Origin of the sequence: Nonomuraea angiospora (genome assembly GCF_014873145.1) — a bacterium.
Taxonomy (GTDB): domain Bacteria; phylum Actinomycetota; class Actinomycetes; order Streptosporangiales; family Streptosporangiaceae; genus Nonomuraea; species Nonomuraea angiospora.
The window spans coordinates 5,612,866-5,637,547 of record NZ_JADBEK010000001.1 but is presented as its reverse complement, the minus strand read 5'-3'; the positions used below and the strand labels follow the sequence as shown (position 1 = coordinate 5,637,547).

The 24,682-nt window shown below is 71.6% G+C and carries 26 protein-coding genes and 1 riboswitch; of the genes, 15 read left to right on the top strand and 11 right to left on the bottom strand.

What is annotated here, in order from left to right; genetic code table 11:
• The first annotated feature begins 54 nt into the window (after positions 1-54).
• Positions 55-462: a Rossmann-fold NAD(P)-binding domain-containing protein gene (locus tag H4W80_RS63765; protein ID WP_318787053.1), complete on the top strand. Its 408-nt coding sequence runs from the start codon at positions 55-57 to the stop codon at positions 460-462.
• Here H4W80_RS63765 and H4W80_RS25565 read toward each other — a convergent pair.
• Both H4W80_RS25565 and H4W80_RS61065 read right to left on the bottom strand, forming a co-directional pair.
• Complete coding sequence (locus H4W80_RS25565; protein ID WP_192787417.1) at positions 459-2,336, bottom strand: serine/threonine protein kinase; 1,878 nt, start codon at positions 2,334-2,336, stop codon at positions 459-461. The two genes, H4W80_RS63765 and H4W80_RS25565, sit on opposite strands and share 4 nt — an antisense overlap.
• Entirely contained in the window at positions 2,333-4,165 is a 1,833-nt protein-coding gene (locus H4W80_RS61065) for a serine/threonine-protein kinase (RefSeq protein WP_225963658.1), read from the bottom strand. The genes H4W80_RS25565 and H4W80_RS61065 overlap by 4 nt, the downstream gene beginning before the upstream one ends.
• Before the next feature lie 132 nt (positions 4,166-4,297).
• Here H4W80_RS61065 and H4W80_RS25555 point away from each other — a divergent pair, with 132 nt between their 5' ends.
• The 3 genes from H4W80_RS25555 (at position 4,298) to H4W80_RS25545 (ending at position 6,998) form a co-directional block, all read left to right on the top strand.
• Positions 4,298-4,954: a class I SAM-dependent methyltransferase gene (locus H4W80_RS25555; RefSeq protein WP_192787416.1), complete on the top strand. Its 657-nt coding sequence runs from the start codon at positions 4,298-4,300 to the stop codon at positions 4,952-4,954.
• A 110-nt stretch (positions 4,955-5,064) separates the two neighbouring features.
• Positions 5,065-6,432 carry an MFS transporter gene (locus H4W80_RS25550; RefSeq protein ID WP_192787415.1) on the top strand — a complete coding sequence of 456 codons (1,368 nt, stop codon included), beginning with the start codon at positions 5,065-5,067 and terminating at the stop codon, positions 6,430-6,432.
• A 62-nt stretch (positions 6,433-6,494) separates the two neighbouring features.
• Positions 6,495-6,998: a hypothetical protein gene (locus tag H4W80_RS25545; protein WP_192793730.1), complete on the top strand. Its 504-nt coding sequence runs from the start codon at positions 6,495-6,497 to the stop codon at positions 6,996-6,998.
• 116 nt (positions 6,999-7,114) lie between these two features.
• On the opposite strand, the gene H4W80_RS25540 is transcribed toward H4W80_RS25545, so the two are convergent.
• From H4W80_RS25540 to H4W80_RS25530, 3 genes are read right to left on the bottom strand one after another with little or no spacing between them, the layout of a single operon-like run.
• Positions 7,115-7,471, bottom strand: a complete 357-nt coding sequence (locus H4W80_RS25540; protein ID WP_192787414.1) for an ArsC/Spx/MgsR family protein — start codon at positions 7,469-7,471, stop codon at positions 7,115-7,117.
• 19 nt (positions 7,472-7,490) lie between these two features.
• The gene (locus H4W80_RS25535) at positions 7,491-8,828 is read right to left on the bottom strand and encodes a sensor histidine kinase (RefSeq protein ID WP_192787413.1); all 1,338 of its coding nucleotides are present in this window, start codon (positions 8,826-8,828) and stop codon (positions 7,491-7,493) included.
• Complete coding sequence (locus H4W80_RS25530) at positions 8,825-9,481, bottom strand: response regulator transcription factor (protein ID WP_192787412.1); 657 nt, start codon at positions 9,479-9,481, stop codon at positions 8,825-8,827. The genes H4W80_RS25535 and H4W80_RS25530 overlap by 4 nt, the downstream gene beginning before the upstream one ends.
• 156 nt (positions 9,482-9,637) lie before the next feature.
• On the opposite strand from H4W80_RS25530, the gene H4W80_RS25525 reads away from it, so the two are divergent.
• From H4W80_RS25525 to H4W80_RS25510, 4 genes are read left to right on the top strand one after another with little or no spacing between them, the layout of a single operon-like run.
• Entirely contained in the window at positions 9,638-10,165 is a 528-nt protein-coding gene (locus H4W80_RS25525) for a hypothetical protein (protein WP_192787411.1), read from the top strand.
• Positions 10,165-11,298, top strand: coding sequence for an efflux RND transporter periplasmic adaptor subunit (locus H4W80_RS25520; protein ID WP_192787410.1), 1,134 nt, complete (start codon positions 10,165-10,167; stop codon positions 11,296-11,298). The genes H4W80_RS25525 and H4W80_RS25520 overlap by 1 nt, the downstream gene beginning before the upstream one ends.
• Positions 11,295-11,990 (top strand): ABC transporter ATP-binding protein, encoded by a 696-nt coding sequence (locus H4W80_RS25515; protein WP_318787052.1) that lies wholly within the window; start codon positions 11,295-11,297, stop codon positions 11,988-11,990. The genes H4W80_RS25520 and H4W80_RS25515 overlap by 4 nt, the downstream gene beginning before the upstream one ends.
• Positions 11,990-13,210 carry an ABC transporter permease gene (locus H4W80_RS25510; protein ID WP_225963657.1) on the top strand — a complete coding sequence of 407 codons (1,221 nt, stop codon included), beginning with the start codon at positions 11,990-11,992 and terminating at the stop codon, positions 13,208-13,210. Before H4W80_RS25515 ends, H4W80_RS25510 begins: the two co-directional genes overlap by 1 nt.
• A gap of 22 nt (positions 13,211-13,232) precedes the next feature.
• Here H4W80_RS25510 and H4W80_RS25505 read toward each other — a convergent pair whose 3' ends face one another.
• Together H4W80_RS25505 and H4W80_RS25500 are read right to left on the bottom strand one after the other, a co-directional pair.
• The gene (locus H4W80_RS25505) at positions 13,233-13,670 is read right to left on the bottom strand and encodes a hypothetical protein (protein WP_192787409.1); all 438 of its coding nucleotides are present in this window, start codon (positions 13,668-13,670) and stop codon (positions 13,233-13,235) included.
• Between the two features lie 58 nt (positions 13,671-13,728).
• Positions 13,729-14,697, bottom strand: coding sequence for a rod shape-determining protein (locus H4W80_RS25500; RefSeq protein WP_192787408.1), 969 nt, complete (start codon positions 14,695-14,697; stop codon positions 13,729-13,731).
• A gap of 227 nt (positions 14,698-14,924) precedes the next feature.
• Between H4W80_RS25500 and H4W80_RS25495 the strand changes: the two genes are divergently transcribed.
• The 3 genes from H4W80_RS25495 to H4W80_RS25485 all read left to right on the top strand — a co-directional run bounded on the left by H4W80_RS25495 (position 14,925) and on the right by H4W80_RS25485 (position 17,189).
• On the top strand, positions 14,925-15,125 hold the full coding sequence (locus H4W80_RS25495; RefSeq protein ID WP_221519159.1) for a DUF5302 domain-containing protein: 201 nt from the start codon (positions 14,925-14,927) through the stop codon (positions 15,123-15,125).
• Between the two features lie 166 nt (positions 15,126-15,291).
• Positions 15,292-15,427, top strand: a riboswitch (cyclic di-AMP (ydaO/yuaA leader).
• A 185-nt stretch (positions 15,428-15,612) separates the two neighbouring features.
• A complete protein-coding gene (locus tag H4W80_RS64635) occupies positions 15,613-16,305 on the top strand; it encodes a hypothetical protein (protein ID WP_378525601.1) in 693 nt (230 codons plus the stop codon).
• 38 nt (positions 16,306-16,343) lie between these two features.
• Positions 16,344-17,189: an alpha/beta fold hydrolase gene (locus H4W80_RS25485; RefSeq protein WP_318787051.1), complete on the top strand. Its 846-nt coding sequence runs from the start codon at positions 16,344-16,346 to the stop codon at positions 17,187-17,189.
• A 72-nt stretch (positions 17,190-17,261) separates the two neighbouring features.
• Here H4W80_RS25485 and H4W80_RS25480 read toward each other — a convergent pair whose 3' ends face one another.
• On the bottom strand, positions 17,262-18,476 hold the full coding sequence (locus H4W80_RS25480; RefSeq protein WP_192787407.1) for an aminotransferase class III-fold pyridoxal phosphate-dependent enzyme: 1,215 nt from the start codon (positions 18,474-18,476) through the stop codon (positions 17,262-17,264).
• Positions 18,473-19,390, bottom strand: coding sequence for a carbohydrate kinase family protein (locus tag H4W80_RS25475; protein WP_192787406.1), 918 nt, complete (start codon positions 19,388-19,390; stop codon positions 18,473-18,475). Before H4W80_RS25475 ends, H4W80_RS25480 begins: the two co-directional genes overlap by 4 nt.
• A 46-nt stretch (positions 19,391-19,436) precedes the next feature.
• Here H4W80_RS25475 and H4W80_RS25470 point away from each other — a divergent pair, with 46 nt between their 5' ends.
• Both H4W80_RS25470 and H4W80_RS25465 read left to right on the top strand, forming a co-directional pair.
• Complete coding sequence (locus H4W80_RS25470; RefSeq protein WP_192787405.1) at positions 19,437-20,021, top strand: TetR/AcrR family transcriptional regulator; 585 nt, start codon at positions 19,437-19,439, stop codon at positions 20,019-20,021.
• A gap of 31 nt (positions 20,022-20,052) precedes the next feature.
• Complete coding sequence (locus H4W80_RS25465) at positions 20,053-20,691, top strand: class II aldolase/adducin family protein (protein ID WP_192787404.1); 639 nt, start codon at positions 20,053-20,055, stop codon at positions 20,689-20,691.
• On the opposite strand, the gene H4W80_RS25460 is transcribed toward H4W80_RS25465, so the two are convergent.
• Entirely contained in the window at positions 20,686-22,254 is a 1,569-nt protein-coding gene (locus tag H4W80_RS25460; RefSeq protein WP_318787050.1) for a DUF885 domain-containing protein, read from the bottom strand. The two genes, H4W80_RS25465 and H4W80_RS25460, sit on opposite strands and share 6 nt — an antisense overlap.
• A gap of 22 nt (positions 22,255-22,276) precedes the next feature.
• On the opposite strand from H4W80_RS25460, the gene H4W80_RS25455 reads away from it, so the two are divergent.
• Complete coding sequence (locus H4W80_RS25455) at positions 22,277-23,485, top strand: DUF4032 domain-containing protein (protein WP_192787402.1); 1,209 nt, start codon at positions 22,277-22,279, stop codon at positions 23,483-23,485.
• Here the strand turns inward: H4W80_RS25455 and H4W80_RS25450 are convergent.
• Complete coding sequence (locus H4W80_RS25450; protein ID WP_192787401.1) at positions 23,479-24,081, bottom strand: NAD(P)-dependent oxidoreductase; 603 nt, start codon at positions 24,079-24,081, stop codon at positions 23,479-23,481. The genes H4W80_RS25455 and H4W80_RS25450 overlap by 7 nt on opposite strands.
• Positions 24,082-24,135: 54 nt before the next feature.
• Here H4W80_RS25450 and H4W80_RS25445 point away from each other — a divergent pair, with 54 nt between their 5' ends.
• A complete protein-coding gene (locus H4W80_RS25445; protein ID WP_192787400.1) occupies positions 24,136-24,486 on the top strand; it encodes a winged helix-turn-helix transcriptional regulator in 351 nt (116 codons plus the stop codon).
• Positions 24,487-24,682: the final 196 nt, after the last annotated feature.

Sequence of the window (24,682 nt, the reverse complement as noted above, 5' to 3'; positions counted from 1 at the left end):
GGCCTGCCCTTCACCTTCCTGCGTGACAACCTGTACGCCGACTTCCTGCCGGGCATGGCGGGGGAGGACGGCGTGATCCGCGGCCCGGCCGGGCAGGGGCGGGTCGCGGCGGTGGCCCAGGACGACATCGCGGAGGCGGCGGCCGCCGTCCTGCTGGACCCGGGCGCGCACGAGGGCGCGACCTACGACCTCACTGGGCCGCAGGCCCTGACGCTGGACGAGGTGGCCGCCGCGCTGACCAGGGCGACCGGGCGGACGATCACGTACCACCCGGAGACGGTCGAAGAGGCGTACGAGTCCCGGCGCGGCTACAACGCGCCCGGGTGGCAGGTGGCGGCGTGGGTGTCGACGTACGAGGCCATCGCCGCCGGTGAGCTGGAGGGGGTCGACGACGGGATCCCCACGCTCACCGGCCACCCCGCGACCACGTTCGAGGAGCTGCTGGCCAAGGGCCGAGGCTAGTCCGGCCACTCCTCGCCCCAGCTCTCGCTGTTGCTGCAGATCTTCACCGTGGCGCTCTTCCTGAAGCTCGTGGGGGTGACCACCTCGAAGACGACGTTGTACGTGCCGGCGCCCTTCCACGTGATGGACGGCAGCAGGGGTTTCGACGACGCCGTGCCCTCCTGCCTGCCCTGGTTCTGGCCGTTGACGAGCCATCGGTAGCTGTAGGTGCCCGTGGCCGAGACCGTGGCCCAGATGTTCGTGTCGTTACGCCAGCAGTCGCTCAGCTTGTAGCCCTCGAACCGGAAGGTCACCGACTTCACCCCGCCGCCGCTGGTCGCGGTCGGTTTGGAGGTGCTGGGCCTCGTGGTGGGCTCGGTCGGTTTGGAGGTGCTGGGCCTCGTGGTGGGCTCGGTCGTTCGGCTGACCGTGGGCTCGGCGGTGGGACGGGTCGGGGCGGTGGCCTTGGGGGTCGTGGAGGTCTTGGGAGTTTTCGGGGTCTTCGGGGTCTTGGCGGTCTTGGAGGGGTGCGGGGTCTTGGCGGACCCCTTCGCCCCCGTGCCCGGGTCGGAGACGGTCGGGGTGGAGGCCGTGACGATGTTGGCGGTGGTGGCCCGGCCGGGCCACCACGGCGCCCAGGCCCAGGCGGCCACCACGGCACCGGTCACGACGACCGCGGTCCCGCCGGCCAGGAACGCGAGGACGCGCCCGTTGCCGGAGGCCGCCCGTCCGGGGTTGGTCTGGAGGTGGGCGATCGGCGGCTGGTGCGGAAACGGCCCGCCGGGATACTGCCCGGGCCCCCTCCGGCTCGGGCCCGGCCCATGGGGTCCGGGAGGGAAAGGCACCTGACCAGGGCCGGCCCTATGCGCTGGCCCTGGTCCGGCAGGGAAAGGCACCTGACCAGGGCCGGCCCCATGCGCGGACCCTCCCGGAAACCCGACCGGCCCCGGAAACGCCGCCGCTCCTGGGTACGCCGGGCTTGGGGCGGCCACGTGCGCCGGGCCGCCTGGGAACGCCGCCGCTCCTGGAGACGCCGCCGGACCGGGAAACGCCGCCGGGCCCGCGTGCCCTGAGCCCAGGGGTGCTGAGCCCGAGGCCGGCGGACCTGCCGGACCGCCTGGAGACGGAGGAGGCGCCTGACCGCCGATCAGCTGGAAGAGGACGTCGTGCATGGCGGGCCGGGCCGCCGGATCCTTGGCCAGGCAGGCGTACACGATCGAGCGCAGCGGCTCCGGCACCCCGCCGAGCTGCGGCTCCTCGTACTGGATCCGCCTGAGCACCGCGGGCACGGAGTCGTTGCCGAACGGCGGGGCGCCCGTGGCCGCGTACACCATGACGGCCCCCCACGCGAACACGTCCACCGCCGGACCCGCGGCGGCGCCCATGAACTGCTCGGGCGCCATGTAGGCGGGCGTCCCCACGACGCTGCTGGTACGGGTCAGCGCCGCGTCCATGGCCCGGGCGATGCCGAAGTCGATGACGCGCGGCCCGTCGCGTCCGAGCAGCACGTTCGCGGGCTTGAAGTCCCGGTGGACGACGCCGGCCCGGTGGATGGCGGCCAGCGCGGTGGCCGTGGCGACGGCGAGCCGTTGCAGGTCGGCCCCGCTGTGGCGGCCGGCCTGGTGGAGGGAGGGGCCTTCCACGTACTCGGTCACGATGTACGGCCGTGGGCCGCCCAGCGAGGCGTCCAGCACCTGCGCGATGCAGAACGGCTCCACCCGCCGCGCGGCCGCGATCTCCTTCGCGAACCGGCCGTCACCCGGCAGCCCCTCGTGCAGCGCCTTGACGGCCACCGGGGTGCCGTCGGGTGCGGTGGCCAGGTAGACCACGCCCTGGCCGCCCTCGCCGAGCTGCTTGACCACCCGATACGGGCCGATGGCCTCCGGCGTCATCATGTCGGGATGGCACAGACGTTGAACGACACGCTCTTCTGCGCCGCCGATGGGGAGGTGACCTTGAGGGCGACCGTGTGGCGTCCGGCCTTGAGCATGTACTGGCCGGAGGTCGACGCGAACGCGGTGTACCCGCCCTTGGACACCCACGACCTGCTCCGCGAGACCGCCTTGCCGTCCAGCAGCCACGTGTAGGAGACCCACACCTCCTGCCGGGTCGCCTCCACGTTGGTCTGGAAGTGGATCGGCGGCATGTAGCAGCCGCTTCCCTGACTCTGGCCAGGGCCGCCGAACAGCTCGATCTCGAGGATGCTGACCCTGGCGTTCGCGACCGGCTTCTTGGTGGTCTTGGTGGGGGTGGGAGTCACGGTGGGACGCGCCGTGGTGCGCTTGGGGGTGGGCGTCGCCGCCGGTGTCGTGGGTGTGGCCTTGGGGGTGATCTTCGGGGTGGGTTCGGGGGTGGTCTTGCGGATCTTCCGGGACGGAGTCTTCGTGGCCGGGGGCCGCGTGGTCTTGGTGGTGGCGGACGGGCTGGGCTGATCGGCGGCGAACGACGCCTGGACGGGCTGCTTCGACCAGGGGGCAAGCCAGACAACGCCGCCGACCAGCGCCACCACCATGACACCCGACACCCCTACGGCCACCGGAAGCACAACCCGCCGCCCAGCCGTCCTCCGCCGCCCTGGCCCAGTCGCCGGTCCTTGCCCCGGCCCGTGGCCCGGCCCGGGAATCGGGCCTTGCCCGGGCACCGACCCCTGCATCGGCATCGGCCCGTTCCCAGACCCGAAAACCTGACCCCGCCCTGGCCCCGGCATCGGCCCGTGGCCTGACCCCGGCCCGTGGCCTGGCACCGCCCCCTGCCCCGGCACCTGACCCTGCCTCGACCCGTGCCCCGGCATCTGGCCCGGCACCTGACCCTGCCCTGGCCCCCATGCGGTTCCTGGCATCGGACCGGGCCCCACCCCCTGGGGGACTCCGGGCATCGAGCCCTGCCCCCCGGAGTGCTGCCCCCCGGAGTGCTGCCCCCCGGAGTGCTGCCCCCCGGAGTTCTGCCCGCTCAACAGCCGCAGGATGACGTCCCGCATCGTCGGCCGGGCATGCGGATCCTTGGCCAGGCAGTCGTACACGATGCCCCGTAACGGAGGCGGGAGGTCGCCGAGCTGGGGTTCGTTGTGAAGGATGCGGTTGATGATGGCCGGCAGCGTGTCCTGCCCGAACGGCGGCGTCCCGTTGGCCGCCCACGCCATGACCGACGCCCAGGCGAACACGTCCGCCGCCGGCCCCACCGACTGCCCCGCCAGCTGCTCGGGCGCCATGTACGCGGGCGTGCCGACGATGCTGCTGGTATGCGTGAGGGCGTCGTCCATGGCCCGGGCGATGCCGAAGTCGATGACGCGCGGCCCGCCGGGCCCGAGCAGGACGTTCGCGGGCTTGAAGTCCCGGTGCACGATGCCCGCCTGGTGGATGGCGGCCAGCGCGGTGGCCGTGGCGACGGCGAGCCGTTGCAGGTCGGCCCCGCTGTGGCGGCCGGCCTGGTGGAGGGAGGGGCCTTCCACGTACTCGGTCACGATGTACGGCCGTGGGCCGCCCAGCGAGGCGTCCAGCACCTGCGCGATGCAGAACGGCTCCACCCGCCGCGCGGCGGCGATCTCCTTCGCCAGCCTGTCGTCGAACCCCGCACCCTCGCGCAGCACCTTGACCGCCACGGGGCTCCCGTCGGGGGCCTGCCCGAGGTAGACGGTCCCCTGGCCGCCCGCGCCCAGCCGGCCGTACAGGCGGTATGCCCCTACTGTCGCTGGGTCATCCTCCCGCAGCGGTTCGACTTGCGGCATGAGAGAAGTGACTCCTGAGGCGGGGGCGGGTGATCGTTACGTACGATAGCGACTGCATGCGGATTTGTGGCGAAGTTCCGGATCTGTCGGAAACCTTCCGGTAGCCCGGGGCGCGGCCAGAAGGGTGCGATCATGCCGCTGACCATGGACGACGAGCTGGAGGACTCGCCCGTCGTGGCCAACAGCCTGATGAACCGCGAACGCCGCCTCCCCTCCTACAACCGCGAGCTCGGCATCGACGTCATCGACGTGCTCCGCGCCACGAAAGCCCGCCCGGCGCGCTGGCTGGACCTGTGCTGCGGCACGGCGAACGCCCTCAACGAGGCCGCCGCACAGCTCGGACAGGACGCCGAGATCGTGGGCGTGGACCTGGTCGACTTCTTCGCCTGCCCGCCGAGACCGCCACGACTGCGACTGATCGCCGCCTCCGCCGCCACCTGGCGCCCCGATGCCCCGTTCGACCTCATCACCTGCGTGCACGGCCTGCACTACATCGGCGACAAGCTTGCGCTCCTGGCGAAGGCCGCCGACTGGCTCACCGAAGACGGCCTCTTCGTCGCCAACTTCGACATCCGCAGCATCCGCCTCCCGGACGGCGCCCCCGCCGGCCGCCGCCTGACCAACGCCCTGCGCTCGCAAGGGATGACGTACGACGGGCGTACCAGGAGGATCAGCTGCCGGGGCCGCATCCGCCTCGACCTCCCGTACCGCTACCTGGGCGCGGACGACCAGGCCGGCCCCAACTACACCGGCCAGCCCGCCGTCAACGCGCACTACGCCCCGGCCTGACCACCCCGAAACTGTCGGTACGGCCTGGCAGAGTGTCCCCGGATCTTCGGACCGGCACCGGCGACCAGGGGCGGTGCCGATGCCACGCGCGCGCGTCGAAAGGGGGCACGGTGTCCGATCGCAGCCACCGGAGCACAACCGAGCCCCAGCCGCTCGACCCCACCGCATGCGAGACCCACCATCCCGCCGCATGCGAGACCCACCATCCCGCCGCAGACGCCGCTCGCCACCTCGCGGCGCCTGACACCGGCCCGGCCTCGGCGCGGTCGCGTTCGATGTTCGCGCCGCTGGCGGCGAGGGGGTTCCGGCGCTACTACCTGGGTCAGACCGCCTCCGCGTTCGGCGACTCGCTGACCCCGCTGGCGGTCGCGTTCGCCGTCCTGCACCTCACCGGATCACCAGTGGACCTGGGGATCGTGGTCCTGAGCACCCGGCTGCCCGTCATCCTCCTGACCCTGCTGGGTGGCGCGGTCGGCGACCGGTTCTCCCGCAGGACCGTGATGCTGCTCGCTGACCTGACGCGCTTCGCCGCACACGGCATCACGGCGGTCCTGCTGCTCACCGGTGCCGCGCACCTCTGGATGCTGATCGTCCTGCAGCTGATCGCCGGCGTGGGAGCGGCGTTCTTCACCCCGGCCGCGGCGGGCCTCGTCACCGGGCTGGCCGGCAGGGAGCACGTGCAGGCGGCCAACTCCCTGATCTCGATCTCCAGGAGCGCGGCGTCGATCCTGGCGCTGGGGGCCGCCGGAGCCCTGGTGGCGCTGGTCGGGCCGGGCTGGGCCATCCTGGTCGACGCGCTGACGTTCCTGGTGAGCGCGGCCTTCCTGTACCGCCTGCCCATCGAGGCGGGACGACCGCGTCCGAGCGGCGGTGTGCTGGCCGGCATCGGCGGCGGCTTCGCGGAGTTCTCGCGGCACCGGTGGCTGTGGATGTGGACGATCCACAGCGCGCTCACGAACATGCTCGTGGTCTCCCCGATCCTGGTCCTCGGTCCGTACGTCGCCGACCAGCACCTCGGCGGCGCGCCCGCCTGGTCGGCCATCGGCATCGCGTACGCCGTCGGCGGGTTGGCCGGAGGCTTCGCAGGCGCCCGCTGGCGGCCGGGGCGGCCCGTGGTCGCGGCGCTCCTCTTCTTCCTCCTGATGGCCCCGCTCCCGGCGCTGCTGGCGATCCCCGCCCCGCTCTGGTTACTGGCGCTCGCGGCGGCGGCCGCCGGCATGGAGGTGGTGGTCTACAACGTCCTCCAGACCACCTCGATCCAGCGCCACCTCCCCGAGGAATTCGTCGCCCGCGCGACCTCCGTCACCATGCTCGGCGCCCTCGTGGCGGCGCCCGTCGGCATGGGCCTGGCGGGTCCCGCGGCGGCGCTGCTGGGCAGCGGGCCCGTCCTGAGCGCGGGCGCCGTGGTGGCCGTGGTCGTCACCGCCGGGAGCCTGCTCGGGCCGCCGGTGTGGCGCATCCGTGAGGAAACCGGATGAACTTTCTGCCGGGTCCGCCACTCGAAGCATGCGTACCGTTCGACACAGGGGAGATCATCGTGATGAAGGTGCTTGTGGCGGTCCTGGCAGGCGGGGCACTGCTCACCGCCGGCGCGCCCGCGTTCGCCCAGTCCGCGTCCGCTCAGTCCGCCAAGACCACGCTGGGGCCGTACGGCTACGGCAAGGTCCGGCTCGGCATGAGCGAGAAGCAGGCCAAGGCGACCGGCGCGGTCGTGCTCAAGAAGGCCGGCGAGGCGGGCTCGTGCGCGGGCTGGGACCTGAAGGCCCTGCCCAGCGGCAAGGACAACGTGGGCCTGTACATCTCCAAGAAGCGCGGCGTGGCCCTGATCTTCGCCGCGAAGGGTGTCAAGACGCCCGAGGGCATCGGCCTCGGCTCCACGATGACGCAGATCAAGAAGGCGTACCCCGGGGTCAAGACGGCGGCGAGCGGTTACCCGTACGTGGGCGTTCCCGGCAACTCCAAGGCCTATTACTCGTTCCTGCTCTCCAAGGGCAAGGTCTACGAGCTGGCGCTCGGCCTCAATACGCAGGACTGCGTCAACTGACGACCGGGCGATCCATACGGGGGTTGGCGGTGGTCTACGACGCTGACCAGGGGTGGCGGTGGTGCGCTTCCCCTGGCGGTGCTGACCGGGGTCGGCGGTGGTCTGCGGGGAAACGGTCAGGGGAGCACGGAGCGGACGGTTTCCTCGGAGCGGGCGATCATCGTCGTCCCGTCGTCGGCCGTGATGATCGGTCGCTGGATCAGGATCGGGTTCTCCGCCAGCGCCCGGACCCACCGGTCACGGGCCTCCGCGTCGCGCGGCCAGGTGGCCATGTCGAGCTCGGTCGCCCGCGCCTCGCCGGTCCTGGTGATGTCCCATGGTTCGAGCCCCAGCCGGGCCAGGACCGCGCGGATCTCGGCCTCGTCGGGCGGGTCCTCCAGGTAGCGGCGCACGGTGTACTCGGCGGCCTCCGCGTCCAGGATGGACAGTGCGGAGCGGCACTTCGAGCACGCCGGATTGATCCAGATCTCCATGACACCCGACAGTATCGAGTCAGTGGGGGATGAGCGGCAGGGACGCGGTCACGACCAGGCCGCCGCCCTCCCGGGGCTGCGCCCGGACGTCACCGCCGTGCGCCAACGCCACCGACCGTACGATCGACAATCCCAGCCCCGCGCTCCTGGCCGTGATCACGCGCTCGGCCCCGTGCCGGTGGAACGGCTTGAAGAGCTGAGGGATCTCGTACGGCGGCACGCCGGGCCCGGTGTTGCTGACCTCGACCTCGGCTCTCCCGCCCGAGCCGCCCGAACCGCCGGAGCCGCCCGAACCGCCGGAGCCGCCCGAGCCGCCGGAGCCGCCCGAGCCGCCGGAGCCGCCCGAACCGCCGGAGCTGCCCGAGCTGCCCGAGCTGCCCGAGTCGCCGGACACGATCCGGCTCACCACCCGCACCCACCCGGTCCCGTCGTCCAGGTTGTGCCGGATGCCGTTCTCGACCAGGTTGTGCACCAGCCGTTCCAGCAGCAGGGCGTCCCCGACGGTGGGCGCCTGCGCGGCGACCTCGTACACGGTGACCTTGGAGTCGTGGGCGTCCGCGGCGGTCTGCCTGACCACGTGCGTCACCACGTCGGCCAGGTCCACCGGGGAGCGGTCCGTGATCTCCTGCTCCGACCTGGCCAGCAGCAGCAGCCCGGAGATGAGCCGCTCGTGGCGGGCGTTGATCTCCAGCAGGCTCTCGCCCAGCTCCTTGATCTCCGCCGAGGCCGTACGGCGGTGCATGGCCAGCTCGACCAGCGCCCGGTTCAGCGTCAGCGGCGTGCGCAGCTCGTGGGAGGCGTTCGCCACGAACCTGCGTTGCCCGTCGAAGGACTGGTCCAGCCGCTCCACCATGGTGTCGAACGTGTCGGCGAGCGTCTTGACGTCGTCGTCCGGCCCCTCCAGCGCGATCCGCTCGTGCAGCCCGCGCTCGGCCATGGGCGCGGCGGCGATCCTGCGCGCCGTCTCGGTGACCCGGTGCAGCCGGGCCAGCACCCGCCCGGCGACCACCCAGCCGAGCCAGACGGCCACGCCGCCGACCACGACCAGCGCGATCACGCCCTGCGTGAGCAGTGACGTGATGGCCGCGCCGCGCAGCTCCAGCTCCTGCTGCCGCATCCACTCGTACGCCGCCTCGCCGGAGAGCTCGACGCCGTCCTGGACGAAGAACAGCTGTTTGGACTTGCCCGGCGGGGCGATGAACCGGCTCTCGAACGACTGCGTCAGCTGCTGGTTGAACAGCAGATAGGTGACGCCGAGCAGGGTCAGCCCGGCGAGCATGAACAGGGCGCCGTACAACAGGGTGAGCCGCAGCCGCAGCGTGGGCCGCGGCCGTACGAGCCGCCTCAGGAAGCTCATGCGATCCGGTACCCGACACCCGGCACGGTCTCCACCACCGGCGGGTCGGCGAGCTTGCGGCGCAGCTTGAGAATGGTGAGCCGGACCGCGCCCGTGAACGGGTCGGCGTGCTCGTCCCACGCCTTCTCCAGCAGCCGCTCGGCCGAGACCACGGTGCCGTTCGCCCGCATCAGCTCCGCCAGGACGGCGAACTCCTTCTTCGACAACGGGACGAACCGCCCGTTCCTGAAGACCTCCCTGCGTGCCGGGTCCAGCGTGATCCCGGCCCTGCGTAGCACCGGCGGCGCGGCCGGGCGCGAGCGCCGTCCCAGCGCGAGGACCCGCGCGGCCAGCTCGGGGAACGCGAACGGCTTCGACAGATAGTCGTCGGCCCCCAGGGACAGCCCCGTCACCCGGTCGTCGAGCTGGACGGCGGCGGTCAGCATCAGCACCCGCGCGTCGCGCTCGGACGCGACGAGCTCCCGGCACACGTCGTCGCCGTGCACGCGCGGCAGGTCGCGGTCCAGCACGACCACGTCGTAGTCGTTGACCGCGATCCGTTCCAGCGCGGCCTCGCCGTCGTGCGCCAGGTCGACCGCGTGGGTCTCCTCGCGCAGCCACTCGGCGATCGCGTCGGCGAGCAGCGGCTCGTCCTCAACCACCAGCACCCGCATCGTGCACCTTTCTTCTGCTTACGGAGCCGAGTGTGGCGTAGACGGCATTTGCTCAAAATAAGCCCCAGAACAAACAGCTGGCGGAAACGCTGAGGAAACAGCGGCCCCTATTGCATCTCTCCTCGAACCACGTTCATTCGACGGAGGAGAACACCCATGCGAGGACCAGCCCTCAGCGCGATGGCCCTGGCGCTCACTCTCGCCCTGGCCGCCTGCGGTTCAGGCGGCGGCGACGGCGGCGGCTCCGGCGTGGCGTCGGTGTCCGGCAACGGCAGCCAGACCGCGGCCGGCGCGAAGCCCAGCGAGGACCCGCACGAGCGCGGGCTCAAGTTCGCCCAGTGCATGCGCGAGAACGGCGTCGACGTCCCCGACCCCGAGCCCGGCAAGGGCATGATGATGAAGTTCGACGGCAGCGTCCCGCAGGAGAAGGTCGAGGCGGCCCAGCAGGCGTGCAAGCAGTACGCGCCGAAGATGGGCGGGGAGGGCGGCAAGATCGACCCCCAGAGGGCCGAGGCGCTGCGCAAGGTCGCCCAGTGCATGCGCGACAACGGCGTCGAGTCCTACCCCGACCCCGAGGGCGGCATGGTGCGCATCAACGCCGAGGTCGGCAAGGACCCCGATTTCAAGTCCGCCCAGCAGAAGTGCGAGAAGGAGCTCTCTGAGGCGGGCATGGGAGGCATGTGATGGGGATGGCCACCATCGACGGGAAGGCGGAGCCCGGCTCTCCGCCTTCCCGGCCGCGCCGCCGGCGCGGCCGGGGCAAGGTGGTCGCCGGGCTCCTGATCGTGCTGGTCGCCGCGGGCGGCGGGTTCGTGGCGATCAACAGCGCGGGCCTGCTGAAGGGCGACGCCGGCCCCACTCGGTCGGCCGGCGCCCTGCCCCCGGCCACCACCCCGGTGACCAGGCAGACCCTGAACGACACCAGGGACGCCGACGGCGAACTCGGCTACGGCCCCGTGACCACGGCCATGAGCAGGAAACCCGGCACGATCACCTGGCTGCCCGACAGCGGCGCCCAGATCACCCGTGGGCGGTCGCTGTACCGGGTGGACAACCAGCCGGTCATGCTCATGTACGGCGACACGCCCGCCTACCGCGACCTCAAGCCCGGCGTGGAGGGCAAGGACGTCGAGAACCTGGAGCGCAACCTCAAGAAGCTCGGCTACGACGGTTTCACGGTCGACGACGAGTACACCTACGACACCGCCGAGGCCGTCAAGGAGTGGCAGGAGGACCGCGGCCTGGACGAGACGGGCGTGGTCGAGCTGGGCCGGGTCGTCTTCGCCCCCGGCAAGGTACGGGTGGAGAGCCTGGAGTCCGAGGAGGGCCAGCCGGCCGCCCCCGGGCAGAAGGTCCTGACTTATACGGGCACGTCCAAGGTGGTCACGGTCGAGCTGGAGGCCGAGGACCAGCGGATGGCCAAGAAGGGCGCCAAGGTCCAGGTCACGCTGCCGGACGGCAAGGACGTACGGGGCAAGGTCACCGAGGTGGCCACGGTCGTCAAGCCGGGCGAGGGCCAGAACGCCGAGCCGCAGACCCGGGTCGAGGCGCTCGTCTCGATCGGCGACTCCAAGTCCGCCAAGGGGCTGGACAAGGCGGCGGTGGACGTGACGTTCACGGCCTCCCAGCGCAAGAACGTGCTGACCGTGCCGGTCGCGGCGCTGGTGGCGCTGCGGGAGGGCGGCTACGGCCTGGAGGTCGTCGAAGGGGGCCGCTCCCGCTACATCAAGGTCGAGACGGGGCTGTTCGCCGGGGGCCGGGTCGAGGTCAGCGGGGACGGGCTCACCGAGGGCATGACCGTGGGGATGCCGAAATGACGTACCCCATGATCGCGCTGACGGACGTCTCCAGGACCTACCCCGGCGGGGTGGCGGCGCTGCGGTCGGTCTCGCTGCGCATCGAGCACGGTGAGCTGGTCGCCATCGTCGGGCCGTCCGGCTCGGGCAAGTCGACGATGCTCAACGTCGTCGGCACCCTCGACCGGCCCACGTCCGGGACCATCCACATCGACGGGTACGACGTCTCCAAGCTCTCCGACAACCAGCTGTCGGCGCTGCGGGCCACCACGATCGGGTTCGTGTTCCAGTCGTTCCACCTCGCCGCGAAGGTCCCGGCGCTGGACAACGTGGCCGACGGCCTCGTCTACACCGGCCTGAGCAGGTCGGAGCGGCGCCGCCGCGCGGCCAGGGCGCTCGAACGGGTGGGGCTCGGGCACCGGATGGACCACGAGCCGCACGAGCTGTCCGGCGGCGAGCGGCAGCGCGTGGCCATCGCCAGGGCGGTGGCGGGCGACCCGCCGCTGCTCCTGGCCGACGAACCCACCGGGGCCCTGGACTCGGTGTCGGGTACGGGGGTGATGGAGTTGCTGCACGAGCTGAACGCGGGCGGCACCACCATCGTGATCATCACGCACGACCGGGAGATCGCCGCCAGCCTGCCCCGGCAGGTGCGGATGCGGGACGGCAGCCTGATCTCCGACACCGCGCGGGTCCCGCAGGAGGCGGTGTGATGGCCGTCTTGGAGGTGGCCCGGCCGAAGTTGTCGCCGGCCAGGATGCGGCCCCGCGACGTGATGCGCGTCGGGGCGGTCGGCCTGCGCACGCGACCGCTGCGGGCCTTCCTGTCGGCGCTCGGCATCGCCATCGGCATCGCGGCCATGGTCAGCGTGGTCGGGCTGTCGTCCTCGTCGGGCGCCGAGCTCGACCGTACGCTCTCCGCGCTCGGCACCAACCTGCTCACGGTCTCGTCCGGCACCACGCTCATGGGCGAGGCCGCGCAGATGCCGAAGGACGCGGAGGCGATGATCGAGCGCATCGGACCCGTGGAAAAGGTCTCGTCGATCGGGAAGATCTCCGAGGCCAAGGTCTACCGGTCGGAGGAGATCCCCGAGGCCCAGACCGGCGGCATGACCACGTACGCGGCCCGCCTCGACCTGCCCGCCACCGTCGGCGCGACTCTGCGGAGCGGGACCTGGCTCAACGCCGCCACCGAACGCTACCCGGCCGCCGTGCTCGGCTCCGCCGCGGCCCAGCGGCTCGGCGTGGGCTCGATCGGGGCCGACACGCAGGTGGTGATCGGCGGCGTCCGCTTCGCGGTCGTCGGGGTCATGAACCCGGTGGCGCTGGCCACCGAGCTGGACAGCGCCGTCCTGGTGGGCTGGCCGGTGGCGGAGTCCAGGCTGGGCTTCGACGGGCACCCGACCACGCTCTACACCCGTTCGGCGGAGTCCGAGCTGGAGGCCGTCCGCGAGGTGCTGGCCGGCACCGCCAACCCGGAGGCGCCCAACGAGGTGGACGTCTCCCGCCCGTCCGACGCCCTGGCCGCCAAGCAGGCGACCAGCCAGGCGTTCGCCAACCTCCTGCTGGGGGTGGGCGCGGTGGCCCTGCTCGTGGGCGGGGTGGGGGTGGCCAACACGATGGTCATCTCGGTGCTGGAACGCCGCGCCGAGATCGGCCTGCGGCGCTCGCTCGGGGCGACCCGGGGGCAGGTCCGCACCCAGTTCCTGGCGGAGTCGCTGCTGCTGTCGGCGCTGGGCGGGGGAGGAGGGATCCTCCTGGGGACGGGCGTCACGATGGGGTACGCGCTGTACAGCGGCTGGCCCTCCGTGGTCCCGGCCTGGGCCACCGCCGGCGGCCTCGCCGCCACCCTGGCCATCGGCGCCGCGGCCGGCCTCTATCCCGCCATCCGCGCCTCCCGCCTCTCCCCGACCGAGGCCCTGTCCACCCCCTGACGCCCTCGGCGGGGATGCGGCGTCAGTCGGCGGTGTAGCAGGTGGTCTTGCCGATGACCCGGACGCCGGGCTCGTCGCCGGAGAGCACGGTCAGCTCGAACGTCAGCCGGGTCTCAGGATTGCGCAGCACGGAAACGTCCTGATCCCCGTCCCGCAGGTCCAGGTCGTCGACCACCTTGTCGTACCCCATCGCCTGGAGGCGATCCAGCAGGGCGGAGGCGGAGGCGAGGTCGCTCTCGGCGCGGAAGTATCGTCGCACCTGCCCCGGCACGCACGAGTCGTCGTCCGCCGGCGACTCGGTCGACAGCCGGAGACCGGCGGAGCCGAGCAGGGCGCCGCCGTCGGAGTCGAGTTGCCGGGCGGCGTCTTCGAGAGTGGGCAGCTCGGCCGCCGCCGTGCAGGCCGTCATCGCCGCGACGCAGAGGAGCGCCGCGGATAAGCCGTGACGGCAGGCGCGCACGTTCGGACCATATCCGAGATCGTCCGGGAGCACCCACCGAAAAACGAAAACAGAATGATCAACGGCGCCGGCGGAGCCGGGCACGCAGTCCGAGGTCGTCCACGCAGGTGCCGAGGCCGAGCGCCACGCACTCCAGCGGCCGTTCCGCCCGCCGTACCGGCATACCCAGGGACTCCCGCAGCCGCCGCGGGAGTCCCGCGAGCAGCGCGCCGCCCCCCACCAGCACCGCGCCACGATCTCCGAGGTCGCCGATCAGCTCGGCGGGGCAGCGCTCGACGGTCTCCCTCGCCGCCCACACGATGGACTCGATCGCCGGACCGGCCGCCTCCCGGATCCGCTCCACGGGCAGCCGCACGTCGTGCTCGCGGCCGGTCTCGGAATCTCTGACGCGTACGGTGACGGGGCCCCCGTCGGCGCCGGCGTGGTGCTTGGCGGCCTCCGCCTCGCGTTCGTCGAGGGTGTGGCCGTGCTCGTGTTCGACCAGGCGGGCGATGGCCCGGTCCACGGCCCGGCCGCCGCTCGGGACCGCCGTCGTGGCCACGGCCTCCCCACCGGAGAGCACGGCGATCCTGGCGGAGTCGCGCCCGATGTCGATCACCATGCCGCCCACGTACTCGCGGACCGGCAGGCCCGCGCCGAGCGCCGCCGCGAGCGAGTGCGGGATCAGGCGGATCTGCCTGGCCTCCGCCTCGTACGCCACGTCGCGCAGCGTGGCCCGCTCGATCGGCGTGGAGCCGTCGGGCAGCGCCATGACCAGGCGCGGCCTGGCGAGCGGGCGCCGGTGCACCTTGCTCAGGAAGTGCTTGACCATCCGCCGGGTGAGGTCGCCGTCGGCCGGCAGGCCGCCGCTGACGGGCCAGCACGTCTCCTCGCCGGTCGCGTCCGCGCCGTACGCGATGATCTTGCCGGTACGGCCGTCGATCGTCACCGCGGAGGGTTCGTCGAGCACGATGCCCTTGCCCCTGACGTAGATCCGCGTGCGGGACCCTCCGAGGTCCACCGCCAGGTCGCGGCCGAGGAGGCTCATGACGCGGCTGCGGACGTGGCGGTCGTGGCGGACATGCCGGGTCTATTTCCTGGGCCGCTCCAACACAACACCAGGATCGGAGTGGTTCCCCTTTACCTGGGCGGGCGGGCTCGGTGGCTCCTGAGGGTGACGCCTTCGCCACGCCGCAGCGCAGGGTCGAGGCCAGTTTCGCGTCATAAGCGGCGCCATGCGAAGCTGTGATAGTCCCCAACACCATGGAGGTCCTCATGGCGGAAACACCGGAGCCGGAAGTCAGCGAGACTCCCGAGGACGAGATGAAGCGCAAGTTCCGCGAGGCGCTGGAACGCAAGCGCGGCCAGCACGCGGGCTCGGGCGCGGGTGGCAAGGGCGGCGACCCATCGAAGATCCACGGGACGCACGGTCCGGCTGCGAGTAAAAGATCGTTCAGGCGCAAGAGCGGCGGCTGAGGCCGGTAATTTCCAGGGGGTACGGCAATGCCGTGCCCCCTTTCTCTATGCCGGGGGCAGGTAGATCTTTACACCGATTCATGACGAACTGTTTGTGTTTGTCCGGAATACGTGGTTAGAGTGATGCCCACTTACCAGCCGGTGGCGTGGACCACACAAGGGGACCAGCCGGCTGGCGCCTAATCCCGATCACTCGGGAGCCGGGGACCCACCTCCCTGGGGTGAATCCGACCTTGTGTCGGTAGGGCAACTCCACCGCCCGAACCCGTCAGCTAACCCGGTAGGCGAGATGGAGAGGACACATGCAGAACTTGAATGATCACGTAGAACACCCATACAGCGTGATGACGGCCGCCCTCTGAGCGGTCCCTTCTCCAGGCTCGTTTCGCGCTCCGCGTAGCTCTCCCCCTGTCAGGTGCTTTCCCCTGCTACGCCCTTTTTCAGCGAGCGCAATCTCCCTGCCCCCTCGCGAAGGACTGTACTTTTCATGTCTGCACGTTCTGGTTTGCGTACCCTGGCTCTGCTCACCGCCTCCACCGTCGGCGCCCTCACCATCGCCGGCACCGCGGCCCACGCCGACTCCAACACGGACGAGAAGGTCCTGCTCAAGGGCTCGACCACCGCTTCGTACTTCTGGGACGACGCCTCCGGCCGCGCCGGGGACACCGGTCTGCCCGCCAGCGGCAAGCCCATGCAGAAAGGTCTGGCCGCCAGCCCGAGCTGGCCGCTCATGACCGAGGGCTACGTGATCCACGACGGCAAGAAGCTGCCCTTCTTCGTCGGCGACCGCGGCCCGGGCGTGCCCTCCAACAACGGCGTCATGCTCGACCTGGACGGCAAGACGTTCGCGGAGCTGACCGGCGGCACGTTCAACATGGACACGCTCGGCGTCGACGGCGTCGGCGGCCAGGGGCACATCAAGGTCGACTACGTCATCACCAAGTGGGGCGACGGTCCCGGCAAGAAGAACTACCCCGTCCCGTTCTCGACCGGCGCCTACGCCGAGCACGACGACAACCCGGCCGAGCCCCCGGCGGCCGCCGGTCTCGCGCTGCCTCCGGCGCGCGAGACCGGGGAGTGGAGCTCCGGCACGGGCGCCGTCGTGGCCAGCGCCGTGGCCGCGGTGGGCGGCGGCGTGGCGCTTGCCGGCGACCGCGTCCGCAATCTCCTCAAGGTCTGAACTTTACGGACGTGGACCAGAATGTCATTCTGGTCCACGTGACCACCCGCGTAGCCGCGAACGGCATCGAAATCGCCTACGAGAGCTTCGGCTCGCACGAGGGGCGCCCCCTGCTCCTCATCATGGGGCTCGGCGCGCAGCTCATCCACTGGGATGAAGGGCTCTGCGAGCTGCTGGCGGACCAGGGACACCACGTCGTACGGTTCGACAACCGCGACGCCGGCCTGTCCACCCACTTCCACGACCAGGGCGTTCCCGCGATGGGGGCGCCCTCGCCGTATCTGCTGGACGATCTGGCCGACGACTCGGCGGGACTCATGGACGCGCTGGGCTGGCCGGCCGCCCACGTGGTCGGGGCGTCGATGGGCGGCATGATCGCCCAGGCGCTGGCCATCCGCCACCCGGACCGGGTGCTGACCCTGACCTCGATCATGTCCACTCCCAGTCCCTCGGCGGCCCCGCCCACCGAGGCCGCGCTCGCCATCCTCATGGCCGCGCCCCCCGCCGAGCGCGAAGCGGTCATGGCCCAGGCGGTGCGCACCTGGTCGGTCATCGGCTCGCCCGGATACGAGCTGGACCGCGAGCGGATCACCCTGCTGGCCGGGCTCGCGTTCGACCGCTGCTTCGACCCCGGCGGGACGGCCCGGCAGCTCGCCGCCATCATGGCCTCGGGCGACCGCACGGAGGGGCTCGCCGGGGTGCGGGTGCCCACGCTGGTGCTGCACGGGGAGGCGGACCAGCTCGTCCCGGTCGCGGGCGGCCAGGCGACGGCCGCGGCCGTCCCTGGCGCCCGCCTGGTGACCTACCCGGGCATGGGCCACGACCTGCCGCGCCCGCTCTGGCCGGCCGTCGTGGCCGAGATCAGCAAGCTCACCGCCGCCTAGCCGAAGTGGCCGAGATTAGCAAGCTCACCGCCGCCTAGCCGAAGTGGCCGAGATCAGCAAGCTCACCGCCGCCTAGCCGAAGTGGGCACGGGTCTCCGCGAACGCCTGGTCCGTGCCCTCCAGCGCCCTGGCCACGTCGGCCTCCGTGTGCGCGGCCGACATGAACCAGTTGTGCCACGGGTGCAGGTAGACCCCGTGCCGCAGGCAGGCGTCGCTCCACCACATCGCGATGGACAGGTCGGCGTCACCGTCGAAGCTGAGCCACGGGATCGTGACCGGCCCCGTCTGGTTCACCACGAACCCGTGGGACTTGGCCTGCGCGTAAAGCCCCTCGCGCAGCTGCGTGCCCGCGCGCTCCATGGCGCCGATGCCGTCCGTGTCGCGCAGCGTCTCGATGGTCGCCTTGGCCGCCGCCATGGCGACCGCCGAGAACCAGAACGACCCCGTCGAGTACAGCGTCTGCGCCGGTCCGCGCAGCGCGTCCGTGCCGGTGACGGCGGCGATCGGGTAGCCGTTCGCCATGGCCTTCGACCAGGCGGTCAGGTCGGGCCGCACCCCGTACGGCTCCCAGGACCCCCGCAGGTCGACCCGGAACCCGGCCCGCACGTCGTCGATCACCAGCGCGGCCCCGAGCCGGTCGGCCAGGGCGCGGGCGCCCCGCGCGAAGGCGGGCTCCACCAGCTCCTGGTCCTCGAACGAGTCGTGCTTGAACGGCGTCACGATGATCGCCGCCACGTCGCCCTCCACGGTCGCCGCCGCGGCCTCCAGCGACTCCAGTGAGTTGTACGTGAACTCCACCAGGTCGGCCCGCTCGTTGGGCGTGGTGCCCGCCGGGGAGGGCGTGCACCAGGGGTCCGCCCCGTGGTAGGCGCCGTGCGCCATCAGGACCTTGGTCCGCCCGGTGGCGGCGCGGGCGACCATGAGCGCCTGCGTGGTGGCGTCGGTGCCGTTCTTGGAGAACATCGCCCAGTCGGCGCTGGGCACGGTGTCCACCAGCAGCTCGGCCAGCTCCACCATGATCGGGCCGGGGCCGTTGAGGCAGTCGCCGAGCGCGGCCTGCCGGGCGGCGGCCTCCTCCACGCGCGGGTGGCGGTGGCCGAGCACGACCGGGCCCCAGCTGCACATGAAGTCGATGTACTCGCGCCCGTCCACGTCCCACTGGCGGCAGCCCTCGCCGCGTTCGAAGAACTGCGGGAAGCCGGGGGCGAAGAGGGCGGCGTTGAGGTGGCCGTACATGCCGCCTGGGACGACCTTCAGTGCGCGCTGACGGAGTTCTGCGTCGGTCATCCGAGAGTCCTTAGGGTCGAGTCGAGATCGATGAGGCCGGCGTCCGAGCCGAGCCCCGTGGCGACGCGGGCGGCGGCGGCCGTGCCCCAGCGGGCCGCGGTCAGCACGTCCTGCCCGTGCAGGAGGCCCGTCAGGAACCCCGCGCAGTACGCGTCCCCGCAGCCGGTCGTGTCCGCGACGTCCACCTTGAGCGCGGGCACCGCCTCCGCGCCCTCCGGCGTGACCACCAGGCTGCCCGCCGCGCCCAGCGTGACCAGCACGCCGCGCGGCCCGTCGGCCAGCAGGGCCCGGGCGGCCTCGCCGACGTCGGAGGCGCCGGTCATGAGGAGGGCCTGCAACTCGTTCGGCAGCACATAGTCCACGTGCGGCAGGAAAGCGCGGGCCATTCCCAATAAGTCGGGCATCTCCGAAAGGAGGTCCATGGTGATGACGGTGCCGGACGCGCGTACCTCGTCCAGGAGGGCGAAGAACGCCGGGTCGCCGAGGCCGAAGGTGACGTCCATCCCGCCGAGGTGGATCGCCCGCACGCCACGCAGCACGTCGGGGTCGAGGTCCGCGTACGTCACACCGAGGTTCGCCCCGGGCACGTGGAAGCTGGGCCGCCCGCCGTCGGGCCTGATGGGCAGGATCGACGCGGCCGTCTGCTCGCCCGCCCTGCGCACCAGGCGCGAGACGTCGACGCCGCGCTTGGCGAGCACCGCCACCAGGAAGTCGCCCAGCTCGTCGTCGCCTGCGGCCCCCATGGTGATCACGGAGTTGCCCAGCTTGACCAGGTCGACGGCGGTCCCGGCGGCTGCGCCGGCGGCGGTGAGGCGGATCTGCTCCACCAGTACGGTGTCCTGGCCCTCGGGGATGTGATCGATGGGCCTGGCGAGAATGTCGACGATGTGGACGCCGACGGTGGCGACGGTCATAGTCTAAATAGACAGACGTCCGAATAAAAAGTCAATGGAGGAGCCGATGCCCAAGATCGTCGATCACGACGAGCGCCGGCGCGAGGTCCTGTCAGCCGCCCGCCGGGTGATCGTCAGGGACGGCATCGACGCCGCCACCACCCGGGCCATCGCCAAGGAGGCCGGATACTCCAACGGCGTGCTCGCCCACTATTTCGCCGACAAGGACGAGATCCTGCTCTCGGCGCTGCGCCAGTCGCACCAGCGCATCCGCGAGCGGCTGACCCGCAAGGTCGAGGGCGCGAGCGGGCTGGCCGCGCTGCGCGAGCTGCTGCTGGACAACCTGCCGCTGGACGCCGAGCGCACCCAGGAGTCGCGCCTGGAGGTCAGCTTCTGGAGCCGCAGCCTGGCCTCGGAGCGCCTGGCCGAGGTCCAGCGCACGGAGGCGGACGAGCTGCGCGCCGTCGTACGCGACCTGCTGGCGCAGGCCCGCGCGGCGGGCGAGCTGCGCACCGACGACAACCTGGACGACCTGACCGAGCACCTGCTCGCCCTGGTCGACGGCCTCAGCCTGCACCTGCTCCTCTACCCGGGCCGGCTCAGACGCGTCGACGTCGAGCGCCTCATGCTCCAGGCGCTCGATCGGTTGTAGTAATTCGGACGACCGATTACATTGCGAACGCATGAGTAGCCTGCGCGAGCAGTTGTGCGAGTACGGCCGGCGCGCGGTCGAGCTCGGCCTGGTCATCGGCACGTCCGGCAACCTGAGCGTGCGCGAGGGCGACCTGGTCGCGGTCACCCCCTCGGGGGCGGCGCTCGACCGGCTGACCCCGGAGATGTGCCCGGTCGTGGACGTCGAGGGCTACCTCGTCGAGGGCGACCTGCAGCCGTCCAGCGAGACCCCCATGCACTTGGCCGTCTACACGACCACGGACGCCCGGGCCATCGTGCACACGCACTCCGTGTTCGGCACGATCGTGGCCACCACCATGACCGAGCTGCCACCCGTCCATTACAACGCGCTGCTGCTCGGCGGCGTGGTCAAGGTGGCCGAGTACGCCACGTACGGCACGCCCGAGCTGGCCGCCAACGTCCGGGCGGCGATGGAGGGCAAGAAGGCCGCCCTGATGGCCAACCACGGCGGGGTGACCGTCGGGGCGACGCTGGAGGAGGCGTTCGAGGCCACCCGGCTGCTGGAGTGGCTGTGCGAGGTGTACGTCCGGGGGCTCAGCGTGGGCAAGCCGGCCGTCCTCACCGACGAGCAGCTCAACGCGGTGGTCGAGCGCGCGCTGAACCCCCCGGCGTTCCCTCGCCGCCTATGACAGCGCGGCCTGCTCCGCCAGGCCCAGCGGCAGCCCGCCCGACCCGGCGATCCGGTCGTGGAACTCCTTCAGCGACCCCTGGAACGACTGCCGGATGCGGTCGATCTCGATCGCGCCCGTGAGGTAGGAGGGCGCCTGCGTGGGCCACGCGCAGTAGCGGTTGACCTCGCCCTGAGCGGTGCCCGGCGACAGTGACGCCTTGGTCGCCATGAACGTCTCCGCCTCCTCGATCGACATGTCCTCGCAGTGCAGCGCGGTGTCCACGACGATCCTGGCGGCGCGGAAGATCCGGCAGTCCAGGTGGGCCAGCTCGGTGGCGGGGGTGTCGAAGTAGCCCTGCTCGTGCAGGAGCTTCTCCACGTACAGGGCCCAGCCCTCGGTGAAGTACGGGGTGCGGAAGACCTTCCTGACGGTACGGGGGTTGCCCGCCATGTACGACAGGTGCCAGTGATGCCCCGGGTAGGCCTCGTGTACGGAGATCGAGGGCATCTGGGCCCGCGAGTTCGTCCGCAGGCGCTGGCGTACCTGCTCGGGGGTGAAGTCGTCCGGCGTGTAGGGGACGAAGAAGACGCCCTTGCGCGAGGCGCTCAGCGGAGGCGGCGCCAGGTAGTGGGCGACGGACAGCACCGGACGGGTGTACTCGGCGGAGGGGAGCACGTCGCACTCCTCGCCGTCGGCGAAGGTGACCAGGTCCCGCTCCCGCACGAACTCCCTGGCCCGCTGGGTCTCGGCCTCGTACTCGGCCCGCATGTCGGCCAGGGTCGGCGGATGGTCGTCCATGAGGAACTCCATCGCCGCCCGCCAGTCCTCGCCGCCGTTGACCCGCAGCGCCACCTGGCGCATCCGCGCGTCCAGCTCGGCCCAGGCGGCCTTGCCCTTCTCGTGCAGCTCGGCGGCGCCGTAGCCGAGCATCTCGCGTTCGCGCAGCAGTGTGGAGTAGAGCTTCTCACCCATCCGCCAGGTGCCGCCGCACTCGAAGCCCTCGAGGAAGGCGACCAGCTCGTCGAACGCCCGCGCGGCCGGTTCGGCGGCCTCGGCCAGCCTGGCGGCCAGGTCGGGGTCCTCGACCATGGACGGGATCGTACGGGTGAGGAAGTTGCGGCCGGTGCGGGCCTGGCCGAGCCCGCGCTTGATCAGCAGCGGGGCGGCCAGTTCGGGGTCGAGGTTGGCGCGGCAGGCGGCCAGCACGCCGGGCACCTCGGCCAGCCGGGAGACGGCCGAGGACACCAGCTCGGGCTCCGGCTTGAGGCGCCGCTGGAACGGCGTGTACATGGAGGCGAAGATCGCGGACAGGTAGACGGCCGGGTCGCGCCGCCACTCGGGCCAGGAGGCGAGCGCGGTCGAGCCTCTCAACCAGGACAGGACCAGATCTCTGTCGATGGCGTCGTCGAGGGTGGCGGTCTGGAGGGAGGAGAGGCGGTCGAGCCAGCGGGCCTCTTCCCGCTCGCGGGCGGTCCAGGCGGAGGCGGTGAAGTCGCCGAGGGTGTGATCGTAACCGTCGGCCCCCAACGAGCTGGCCATGACGGGACGGTCGGAAAAGTACCACTTGAGAAACTCGTCCACCGATGCACCATATCCTGTGGAAATGCCCCTGCAGATCACTGGCGCGCTAGGCGACCCTGACCTGATCCGCCTCCCTTGGGAGGTCCCCCTCCAAGACTGGCCGCAGTACCATCTCGTCGATCTTCCGCGCGGCATATCGCGGCACGTGGTGCGGTTCGCCCGGCTGTCCGGCAAGGTGTACGCGATCAAGGAGATCAGCGAGCGGTACGCCAAGCGTGAATACCAGCTGCTGTGGGACCTGGCCCGCCTCGACGCGCCCGCCGTGGAGCCCGTCGCCTACGTCACCGGCCGCGAGGAAGGGCTGGACGCGGCGCTGATCACCCGGCACCTGCAGTTCTCGCTGCCGTACCGGGCCGTCATGTCGGGCACGCTGCGGCCCGACACGCTCACCCGCCTGCTGGACGCGCTGGCCGTGCTGTTAGTGCGGCTGCACCTGAACGGGTTCTACTGGGGCGACTGCTCGCTGTCCAACACGCTGTTCCGCAGGGACGCCGGGGCCTTCGCCGCGTACCTGGTGGACGCCGAGACCGGCGAGATGCACCCGATGATCAGCGAGGGGCAGCGGCTGGCCGACATCGACACCGCGCACACGAACATCTTCGGCGAGATGCTCGACCTGGAGGCCGGCGGGCTGCTGCATCCGTCCATCGACCCCATGGAGACCGCCGAGGACATCGTCACCCGCTACCACCGCCTGTGGGACGAGATCACCCAGAGCGAGATCATCGAGGAGGTCGACTGGCACCGCGTGGAGCAGCGGATCCGCCGCCTGAACCTGCTCGGCTTCGACGTGGCCGAGATGATGGTGCGGCGCAAGGTCGGCACCGGGCGGCTCATCGTACGGCCCAAGGTCGTGGACTCCGGCCACCACCAGCGGCGGCTGCTCCGGCTGACCGGGCTCGACGTGGAGGAGAACCAGGCGCGGCGGCTGCTCAACGACCTCGACGGGTTCAGGGTGGCCAAGGGGCTGCGGCACGAGGACGAGGCCATCGTGGCGCACCGGTGGCTGGCGGAGGTGTTCCAGCCGACGGTCGAGGCCATCCCCGCGGAGCTGCGCGGCAAGCTGGAGCCGGCGCAGCTCTTCCACGAGATCCTCGACCACCGCTGGTACCTGTCCGAGGAGTCGGGCGCGGACGTGGGGCTGGCCGCGGCCGTGAAGTCGTACGTGGACAACGTGCTCGTCCACAAGCCCGACGAGAAGGCGCTGCTCCCGGAGGACGCGGCTCAGTAGGCCACGGTGGTGCGCCTGCGCGGGTGGGCGCCGTTCTCCAGCTCGTCCGCGACGGCGACCGCGTAGTCCTCGGCCGAGATGAAGCTGCGGCCCTCGGCGTCGGCGAGCAGCGTGTCGCCGCCGATGCGGTAGACGCCGGTGCGCTCGCCCGGCGCGATCTCCGCGGCCGGTGAGATGTACGTCCAGTCGAGGTCCTCGACCTCCCGGTAGAGGGCGAGGGCCGACCTCTGGGCCTTGGACTCCTTTTTGTACAGCTCCGGGAAGTCGGGCGTGTCGACCAGGTCCTGACCCGGCGCGACCTGGAGACTGCCGGCGCCGCCCACGACGATCAGCCTGCGTACGCCGGCGGCGCGCACGCCCGCGATGAGCGCGCGGTTGGCGTCCAGGAACGGCGGCTCGGGCTCGGTGCCGTCGCGGGGCGGGGCGATGGCGGAGACGACGGCGTCGTAGCCCTTGGCCAGGGTGGCGGCGTCGTGGACATCACCCTTGACGGGGCCCTTGCGGCTGACGGCGGTCACCTGGTGGCCGCGATTCGTGAGCTCGGCGGCTATGCGCTGGCCGATCATGCCGGTCGCGCCAAAAAGCAGGATCTTCATGTGCGCCAGAGTATCCATCGGATACTGGTTACTTCATCGTGCTATAAGTACCTTATGGATACTGGCGATGTCTTCGACCCTAACTGCCCGACCCGGGTGGTTTTGGATCGGATCGGCGATAAATGGTCGGTGCTGGTGCTCCTCAGCCTCGCCCACGGCCCCATGCGCTTCACCGCTCTTCGGGGGCGGATCGGCGGGGTGACCCCCAAGGTGCTGACGCAGACGTTGCGGGCCATGGAGGCGGACGGGCTGGTGACGCGGGAGGTGTTCGCGGAGGTGCCGCCGCGGGTGGAGTACGAGCTGACGTCGCTGGGGCGGTCGCTGCACGAGCCGGTCTCGGCGGTGGCGGCGTGGGCCGAGAACCACATAACCGAAATCCTCACCAGCCGCGCCCAATCCGCCTAACCTGCCATCCCGCCCCCTCGCCAGCGCCCCGCCCCCCTCGCCAACGCGCCCCGCCCCTCAACGCCCCGCCATCGCCGCTCGCCAGCGCCACGCTCACGTCGTCGGAGCGCCCGCCGTCCACGCGCCGCACGCGTTGCGCCGGGTGCCGCCGTGCGCCTTCCCGCCGTACCGGCGCTGGAGGGACTTGGGGCGGGTG

What these genes read in the sequence shown, in the direction of transcription:
- H4W80_RS63765 (WP_318787053.1), top strand. Translation starts at nt 55, where the DNA reads ATGGCGGGGGAGGACGGCGTGATCCGCGGCCCGGCCGGGCAGGGGCGG.
- H4W80_RS25565 (WP_192787417.1), bottom strand. Translation starts at nt 2,336, where the DNA reads ATGATGACGCCGGAGGCCATCGGCCCGTATCGGGTGGTCAAGCAGCTC.
- H4W80_RS61065 (WP_225963658.1), bottom strand. Translation starts at nt 4,165, where the DNA reads ATGCCGCAAGTCGAACCGCTGCGGGAGGATGACCCAGCGACAGTAGGG.
- H4W80_RS25555 (WP_192787416.1), top strand. Translation starts at nt 4,298, where the DNA reads ATGCCGCTGACCATGGACGACGAGCTGGAGGACTCGCCCGTCGTGGCC.
- H4W80_RS25545 (WP_192793730.1), top strand. Translation starts at nt 6,495, where the DNA reads ATGAAGGTGCTTGTGGCGGTCCTGGCAGGCGGGGCACTGCTCACCGCC.
- H4W80_RS25540 (WP_192787414.1), bottom strand. Translation starts at nt 7,471, where the DNA reads ATGGAGATCTGGATCAATCCGGCGTGCTCGAAGTGCCGCTCCGCACTG.
- H4W80_RS25535 (WP_192787413.1), bottom strand. Translation starts at nt 8,828, where the DNA reads ATGAGCTTCCTGAGGCGGCTCGTACGGCCGCGGCCCACGCTGCGGCTG.
- H4W80_RS25530 (WP_192787412.1), bottom strand. Translation starts at nt 9,481, where the DNA reads ATGCGGGTGCTGGTGGTTGAGGACGAGCCGCTGCTCGCCGACGCGATC.
- H4W80_RS25525 (WP_192787411.1), top strand. Translation starts at nt 9,638, where the DNA reads ATGCGAGGACCAGCCCTCAGCGCGATGGCCCTGGCGCTCACTCTCGCC.
- H4W80_RS25520 (WP_192787410.1), top strand. Translation starts at nt 10,165, where the DNA reads ATGGGGATGGCCACCATCGACGGGAAGGCGGAGCCCGGCTCTCCGCCT.
- H4W80_RS25515 (WP_318787052.1), top strand. Translation starts at nt 11,295, where the DNA reads ATGACGTACCCCATGATCGCGCTGACGGACGTCTCCAGGACCTACCCC.
- H4W80_RS25510 (WP_225963657.1), top strand. Translation starts at nt 11,990, where the DNA reads ATGGCCGTCTTGGAGGTGGCCCGGCCGAAGTTGTCGCCGGCCAGGATG.
- H4W80_RS25500 (WP_192787408.1), bottom strand. Translation starts at nt 14,697, where the DNA reads ATGAGCCTCCTCGGCCGCGACCTGGCGGTGGACCTCGGAGGGTCCCGC.
- H4W80_RS25495 (WP_221519159.1), top strand. Translation starts at nt 14,925, where the DNA reads ATGGCGGAAACACCGGAGCCGGAAGTCAGCGAGACTCCCGAGGACGAG.
- H4W80_RS64635 (WP_378525601.1), top strand. Translation starts at nt 15,613, where the DNA reads ATGTCTGCACGTTCTGGTTTGCGTACCCTGGCTCTGCTCACCGCCTCC.
- H4W80_RS25480 (WP_192787407.1), bottom strand. Translation starts at nt 18,476, where the DNA reads ATGACCGACGCAGAACTCCGTCAGCGCGCACTGAAGGTCGTCCCAGGC.
- H4W80_RS25475 (WP_192787406.1), bottom strand. Translation starts at nt 19,390, where the DNA reads ATGACCGTCGCCACCGTCGGCGTCCACATCGTCGACATTCTCGCCAGG.
- H4W80_RS25470 (WP_192787405.1), top strand. Translation starts at nt 19,437, where the DNA reads ATGCCCAAGATCGTCGATCACGACGAGCGCCGGCGCGAGGTCCTGTCA.
- H4W80_RS25465 (WP_192787404.1), top strand. Translation starts at nt 20,053, where the DNA reads ATGAGTAGCCTGCGCGAGCAGTTGTGCGAGTACGGCCGGCGCGCGGTC.
- H4W80_RS25455 (WP_192787402.1), top strand. Translation starts at nt 22,277, where the DNA reads ATGCCCCTGCAGATCACTGGCGCGCTAGGCGACCCTGACCTGATCCGC.
- H4W80_RS25450 (WP_192787401.1), bottom strand. Translation starts at nt 24,081, where the DNA reads ATGAAGATCCTGCTTTTTGGCGCGACCGGCATGATCGGCCAGCGCATA.
- H4W80_RS25445 (WP_192787400.1), top strand. Translation starts at nt 24,136, where the DNA reads ATGGATACTGGCGATGTCTTCGACCCTAACTGCCCGACCCGGGTGGTT.